Annotated in this window: 6 protein-coding genes; 3 read left to right on the top strand and 3 right to left on the bottom strand. The window is 69.2% G+C overall.

Annotation, left to right across the window (positions count from 1 at the left end):
• The first annotated feature begins 897 nt into the window (after positions 1–897).
• Together NOD94_RS19715 and lepB are read left to right on the top strand one after the other, a co-directional pair.
• On the top strand, positions 898–1,359 hold the full coding sequence (locus NOD94_RS19715) for a hypothetical protein (protein ID WP_281207301.1): 462 nt from the start codon (positions 898–900) through the stop codon (positions 1,357–1,359).
• Between the two features lie 398 nt (positions 1,360–1,757).
• The gene (lepB, locus tag NOD94_RS19710; protein WP_281207300.1) at positions 1,758–2,474 is read left to right on the top strand and encodes a signal peptidase I; all 717 of its coding nucleotides are present in this window, start codon (positions 1,758–1,760) and stop codon (positions 2,472–2,474) included.
• 215 nt (positions 2,475–2,689) lie between these two features.
• Here lepB and NOD94_RS19705 read toward each other — a convergent pair whose 3' ends face one another.
• From NOD94_RS19705 to NOD94_RS19695, 3 genes are all read right to left on the bottom strand, one after another.
• Positions 2,690–3,148: a hypothetical protein gene (locus NOD94_RS19705; RefSeq protein ID WP_281207299.1), complete on the bottom strand. Its 459-nt coding sequence runs from the start codon at positions 3,146–3,148 to the stop codon at positions 2,690–2,692.
• Between the two features lie 884 nt (positions 3,149–4,032).
• Positions 4,033–4,680, bottom strand: a complete 648-nt coding sequence (locus NOD94_RS19700) for a hypothetical protein (RefSeq protein WP_281207298.1) — start codon at positions 4,678–4,680, stop codon at positions 4,033–4,035.
• A gap of 375 nt (positions 4,681–5,055) precedes the next feature.
• The gene (locus NOD94_RS19695) at positions 5,056–5,550 is read right to left on the bottom strand and encodes an HIT family protein (RefSeq protein ID WP_281207297.1); all 495 of its coding nucleotides are present in this window, start codon (positions 5,548–5,550) and stop codon (positions 5,056–5,058) included.
• Positions 5,551–5,940: 390 nt separating this feature from the next.
• On the opposite strand from NOD94_RS19695, the gene NOD94_RS19690 reads away from it, so the two are divergent.
• Positions 5,941–6,243 carry a hypothetical protein gene (locus NOD94_RS19690; protein WP_281207304.1) on the top strand — a complete coding sequence of 101 codons (303 nt, stop codon included), beginning with the start codon at positions 5,941–5,943 and terminating at the stop codon, positions 6,241–6,243.
• Positions 6,244–6,272: the final 29 nt, after the last annotated feature.

Raw genomic sequence — 6,272 nt, 5'->3', positions numbered from 1 at the left:
CGGCATCTCCCAGATGCAGATCTCCCGCATCCTCACCCGCACCCTGACCCGGCTCAGGGAAGGCATGCTCGCCGACTAGTACTCCCGCCAGGATTTCGCTTTCCGACCTGGTCTTTCGCCGGGTGGCGGGGGTGTAGCGGCACCTGGGGCGTGCGGGGGCGGTCTCATGGCGACCACCCCTCGATGAGCAGCTGACCTCGCCGGCCGCCGGCTCGGTGCTGATCCTCGGAGAGGGCGGGCAGACGGGCCGGTACGCGCAGTTCCCGCAGAGTGGCGAAAGGGTGGAGGCCGCACAGGTCGGCGATCACCACCTCGACCCTGTGCCGCGCGCCGGCGAAGCGGGCTGGCGGCTGACCGCCGAGGCGGGCTGGCGGCCCGCCCGAGGACACCGTCCACGGCCACAACTGGTGGACCGAGCTGCACTGGCCGTCGTCATCGGTCGCCTACCGCGAACCGGCGGGGATGATGGTGGCAGGACTGCGTGACGGCCTACGGATCGCCGGCGAGTCCCGCGCGTCCGGCCATCCGCAGGCGCTGGTCCACCAAGCAGGTGAGGGCGCAAGGGCGATCGTCCCCAGACCTCGCCCCTCCTGGGCCTCACTGCGCAAGGCTGACGAAGGGCGGCGAGCGACGGTATGTCCGTACAGGACGCGACAGCGCAACTGCTTCCCGACGCCCAGCCCTCAGCTCCACGAGCCCACTCTGCTCCGGGCCTGCGTCACGCTCGGCGACTCGCTCGGGGCGCCGGCGGCGGACCGGCTGCGCGGGATGTTCCGCGAGGCGCTGAGCAGGAAGCCGGCACGCTGGTCGGATGCGCCGAGGGGAGCCGTGGAACGGGCTCGGGCGCTATGGCGGGTCACGGGTGACCCAAATGAAGTCCTGCCCGGACTATGGGAGTTGACGGCACGCAGCGCAATCGAAGCCTTCCGGACCCCGGGAAGCGTCGAGGTCGTGGTGCTGCTCGCCGAGATAGCCGCCACCCATCCGCCCACCGCGGAACGCGCCGCGCAGCAGCTCGCTGCCACCGCCGGGGAACGAATCAGGCACCTCAACCACGTCGACGCGATGAAGTGTGTCCAGTACCTCTGGCAGCTCACCTCGGACCCCCGGCAAGTAGTCCCCGCCCTGATCGACCTCGTCCGGATCTCCCCGCCACCCGGCAGCCCCAGGCCCGGGCCCACGATCCTCGCCCCCCCCTGCAACTCCTCGCCGAAGTCGCCGCCACCGACCCGGCGTCCGCCACCCCGGCGATGCCGGCTCTGCATGCCCTCCTCGACCCGGACGAACGTCCCGTACGTCATGACCATTGGGGTGCCGTTCGGGACGACGAGGCCCGGCTTACGGCGGTTCGAGCAGTAGTGGATGCCGCCGCCGTGAAGGACGCCACCGGCACGGCGGACCCTGGGCACGAGAAGGTGCCGGGAACTCGAAACCACATGGCACCTGCAGATCAGGCTCGGGCAGCGCGTCACGAACACGATCGGGCATCGCGCATCCTGGGGTCTTGATGCCGCCCCCACGTGGAGTTCCGCCCGCCTGTAGAACTCTCGCTCGGGCAGCGTCTGACGACTCTGGGCGGGTCTCGACAACCAGGGCAAGCCCGGTCCATCCCGACGAGTCGAGCGTGGACGACCAGAGGCGGGTCTGCCCCGGCTGCCGGTGCCGCGCGGGCTGGGCCCCGCCTTCCCTCTCCCGCCAGCAACCCCGTCGGAGCCGGATCGTAGGGTTCCCGTATTACCGGGAGAAGGAAGCACAACATGGGGCAGTCCGAGAAGGCCGAAGTACGTACACCGGGGCGGTGGCTGCGGAGGGCGGCCGTCTCGACGCTGGCCGTCGGCACGGCCGGGTTCTGCCTCGGGTTCGTGCATTCCTTCTTCGCGCACTCCTACACCTTCACGAGCCGGATGAGTGACGATTCCATGGCTCCGGCCCATCCGCGTGGCGAGGTCTTCTACGCGGAAACCATCACGGGTGACGAGGTGCGCCACGGGGACGTCATCGGTTTCGATGTGACCGTTGAGCATCCCGACGGAGGATCGACCGTCGGCAGGGTGGTCGCCCTGGGTGGAGAGACGCTTGCCTACCGGAGCGGCGAAGCCCATCTGACGCTGAACGGGAAGGTCCTCGCCGAACCGTACGTGGATCACGCGGTCGTGAGCGGTGGTTCGGCCGACTTCGAGGTGAAGGTGCCCGGGGGGAGACTGATCGTCCTGGCGGACACACGTACCAGTCCGGTCAGCGACCAGTTCGAGCCCGAGGAAGGGGCGGCGGCCACCGAGACCGGTACGTTCCCCCTCTCGGCGGTGCAGTACCGCGTCGTTGGCACGGAGGGGGATCCCACGACGGCAAGGGTGGCCGGCGAGGTGGCCCTCTTCGGCGGCCCGGTCCTGATCGTCGTGAGCGGGGCCCTGGCGTGCGCCTCGCGCGTCGTCCGCAGGCGGGCCGAGCGGGCGGTCGTCCACCCCTGGAGCTGACCGGGAGGAGGTGGTGCCGCTCAGCCTGCCCATGACGTCGAGACGGCGGCGCTGCTGCGATCTCTCGGTCTCGTGTTCGCGCTCGTACTGCCTCCGGCTGCGATGTCCACGAGTTCACCGACCCGGACGTGCGCCGGCACGTCATCGGCTCACCTGCTTGAACTGCACCGCCATGGGGCCCTCTCCTGGCCCGTCAGGACCGGCTGAGACGCAGGTCAGGGTGCTGCCCGGCGCAGGGACAGGGCGAAGGCGCAGCTGGTGACGGTGAGGACGATGATCGGTGGCGGGGGCAGGAAGAGGGCGGATATCGCCAGGCCGACGAGTGAGGCGGCGAGGAGTGTCCACCCGAAGGCGGTACGCCGTTCGATCAAGGCGGGGGAGTGTCGGGCGGCGAAGAGGGAGAGGAGCGCGCAGGAGATGACGAACAGGGCCATGACGGAACTCATGCCGTGGACGACATCGAGGGTGGTTCGTTCCAGACCCAGCAGCGTCATGGTCGTCGCCCGCATGGCCGCCGACGAGGCTTCTTCCTGCGGGGTCGGATTCCCCCAGGCCGTTGCGGCGGCAAGGGCGAGGTGTCCCGTGCCCAGGAGCAGGAATCCGCCGACCCCCACCTTGAAGGGTCGTAGCGGCTCGGGCTTTTGCCCGAGGACCGCGGAGGTCGTCGCGCTCATCGTGACTCCTTGAGGATGGGTGAGGCCACCCTCTACATGTGTAGAGGTTCCGGTTGAGTTGCACTCTACATCCGTAGAGGGGCTCCGGGGTGGGGAGGTCCGTATCGGCCATGCCGCAGTACTCGGTTCGCGCGATGCCGCTTGTGAGGCCGCCCGCTCCTTCGCATTGGAAACTGACACCTGTACGGCCGGATCGGCGACCCTGAACGGGAACGCCGGCCAGGCCGTTCACGGGGGCGTCACTGCCATGGCAGCGGCCTCCACCCGTCATCCGTACGGCTGTCCCAAGCGACAGGGGGCCGGCCCCCTTTGGGTCGCGATCCCGCTCACCGCCACGCCCCCCGGGCAGGCCGGCTGTCGCCGGAAAACGCGTGACGTTCTCGTGGCAGACGGCATCAGCCGTCGTGAGCGGTCGCGGCGGCGCACGCGTCGTCCCGGCCGCTGACGCATCTCCAGACGGATCACCGCGGCGTCCGGTGGGAGGCCCGGCCGATCTTCATCCCTCAGTCGCTGCGCCCGACGTCACGGCCCCTGGACCACAGGGAGAGGCCGGAGAACCTTGGAGCCCGACGCAGATCAAAGCCGGCCGAGGCACGATGCGAGCGAAGAGGGCCAGTTGTCCGCGCGATGGGGTGGGGGTTCATGCCGAGACGGGCCGGGCGCACCGGGAACAGCCCGCCGCCGCACTGTGAGGTAAGCCAGTTGGTCGTCCGATGCTGTGTCCGCGGCCTACGGACAGAGTTCGCGCTGAACGCGCGTAGTCGTCTCCCCACCGCGCTGCGACGTGGATTCCGGACCGAACCGGATGCCTCCCGAGACGGTGGACAACTGCCTTCATCGGGAGTGAGAACGCTCCGGGGTCCCTCGCGCCGCCCGGCTCTGGACTACGCCGGTTCCAGCAGGACCGCGGGCAGGGCGCCGTGCACGATCGGGTCTTTCGGCAGCGAGAGTCCGAAGAACGTCTCGACGACGTTCAGCGCGGTGCGGTGCACCTCCCTTTGGTCGCGCTCCGGGTCCGGGAGCCCGGCGGCGGTGAGGAGCTCCTGCAGGCGGGCGGCCGTCGCGGGGTCGCCGTCGACACCCTGATAGCCCCAGGAGGCGTCCAGATGCAGGTTGAAGGCGCTCAACAGGCGTCCGTCGTGGAAGTACTCGAACCGAGGCGGGACCGGCTTGCCGTTCTCCTCCTCGTACTCCAGGAGGCAGACGTGCGCACCGTCTCGCGAGATCGGTGCCGGCGGGCCGAACTCGCCCGGCCAGCCGCCGTACGCGACCGCGTACGTCCAGTCACCGGCGTGTCCGAGACGCAGGCCGATGCCGTCGAGGGGGTCACCGTAGGTGTTGTCCATGAGCTCCAGAAGAGAGTCTCCGGTATGTTCCCCGACCGCCTCGATGACGTGCTCGGCCTCGTACAGCAGAGTCGCGGCGAGGCGGTCGGCGAGCTCTTGCGGTGACAGCCCGCGGGCGATCACCACGTGGTAGCCCCCGAAGGCAATGGAGTGAGGTGCAGCAAGCCAGGTCGTTCCGTCCGTCATGACCGCCATTCTGGCCGCTGCCGCTGCCGCTGCCGCTGACATGGCCGGGCAGGGTTCAGGCCCGGCGGCCACGCCCATCGGGATCCGTACCCGAGTCGCCACTCGGGACGGGGTGCGTCCGGCTGTCCCCATCAGCATCCACGGTTCCGCGGAAGGGCGATACTTCATGCTGCCCCCCGTCGCCGGTGCACCGACGGTCCTGCCTCCGTGATGCTCGGTGGGGCGCTATCGCAGATCTCTCACGCGCCGCGACTCAGTACTTCCTCGGGCCGCGACGCGTGCTGCGCGTGGCGCGTCAGGAAGCGGATGAACACGGTTTCGGCCATCGGAGCCGTCAGGTGTGCGGCCGATCTGGCGACGGCCGGAGGCCGCCGGTCATCCCGGCTTGAGTACTCCCCGGGCGGTGACCGCCTTACGCAGGTTTGCAGCCATCGCTGCCGCTTGGTCCGGCGGCAGTGCCAGGACCCCATTTTCTGTCATCAGCGCGTGGAACTGCTGCTCGGCGTAGGGGACGCCGGGTGGCAGAGCGGCGATGTGCCAGTGCAGGTGCGCGTTGCCCTGCCGGCTGCCGAGCGAGTAGAGGTACGTGCGCTCCGGCTCGCACACGGCCTCGACGGCGAGGGCGATCTCCCGGACGAACAGCATGAGCCGGCTGTAGGCCGTTTCGTTCAGGTCGCGCACGGCGTGCTCGATGTGTGCCTTGGGTGCGACCAGGACCTTGCCCGGCACTGTGGGCCACCTGTCCAGGAACGCTACGTGATCGGCATCCTCAAAAACCGTCTCGTGCGGGTAGTTCGGGTTCCCGGCCAGGAACGCACAGACGAAGCACGGGCCGGTCCGCGTCCGCTCCACGTAGGCCTCAAGGTCCATTGGGATTCGCTCCGTTGACACACCTGGGCGCCTCTCGGTGGGGGTGGAACAGTCTGCCGCAGGTCCGCGAGACTTTCCAGCGCGAAGGAACACCAACGGTCTGCCGGCTGGAGATATGTGTCCGTGGGCGGCGCCGCAGGGGGTGGTGGGCGGTGTCGTGGACCGATCGTGTGGCGATGCCCCCCTGGCCGCTGTTTCGGTGGTGGCCGGTACGTTCCGTACGGGTCCGGCTCCAACTCCGGGTCCGGGTTCGGGTTCGGTTCGGGTCCGGGTTCGGGTCGGTTCGGCGAGGCTTGGGGCGGGGTAGCCGTGCCGAGCGCCGACTCGTCACTTACGTGGTCGTGGTGGAGCGAACGCGTAGAGCAGAGGCGGTCGGTTAGCCTGCCCGGCATGTCAGTGAACATTGAATTCAGTTTCCGCGTGTCGAACGTCGTCGACGAGGCGCAGGCTCAGGCGGTTGTCGAGGAGCTCCGGGAGTTGCTGCGCGACGAGGGCATCGCGGACCAGGTTCGGGTGGCGATGGAGGGGGAGGGCGGTGTCTGGCTCGTCGTGGGGGAGACCGATTTCCCGCTCATCGTGAGCCGCTCCTACCTGTGGTGCCCGAAGTTCGAGGCGTCCGTCGCCTGGTACGTGAAGGAGGTGGCGCCGTCGGCGACGGTGGCGCTGGAATGGAACTATCCGGACGAGGCGTAATGAGCCCGTTCCATCTTGATCAGGTGGCG

The sequence above is a fragment of the Streptomyces sp. Isolate_45 genome (assembly GCF_024721315.2).
GTDB lineage: Bacteria > Actinomycetota > Actinomycetes > Streptomycetales > Streptomycetaceae > Streptomyces.
This window is presented reverse-complemented; position numbering and strand designations above follow the sequence as displayed.

Bases quoted from the DNA above. Each gene is read 5' to 3' on its own strand.
- lepB (WP_281207300.1), top strand. From the start codon at position 1,758: ATGGGGCAGTCCGAGAAGGCCGAAGTACGTACACCGGGGCGGTGGCTG.
- NOD94_RS19705 (WP_281207299.1), bottom strand. From the start codon at position 3,148: ATGAGCGCGACGACCTCCGCGGTCCTCGGGCAAAAGCCCGAGCCGCTA.
- NOD94_RS19700 (WP_281207298.1), bottom strand. From the start codon at position 4,680: ATGACGGACGGAACGACCTGGCTTGCTGCACCTCACTCCATTGCCTTC.
- NOD94_RS19695 (WP_281207297.1), bottom strand. From the start codon at position 5,550: ATGGACCTTGAGGCCTACGTGGAGCGGACGCGGACCGGCCCGTGCTTC.
- NOD94_RS19690 (WP_281207304.1), top strand. From the start codon at position 5,941: ATGTCAGTGAACATTGAATTCAGTTTCCGCGTGTCGAACGTCGTCGAC.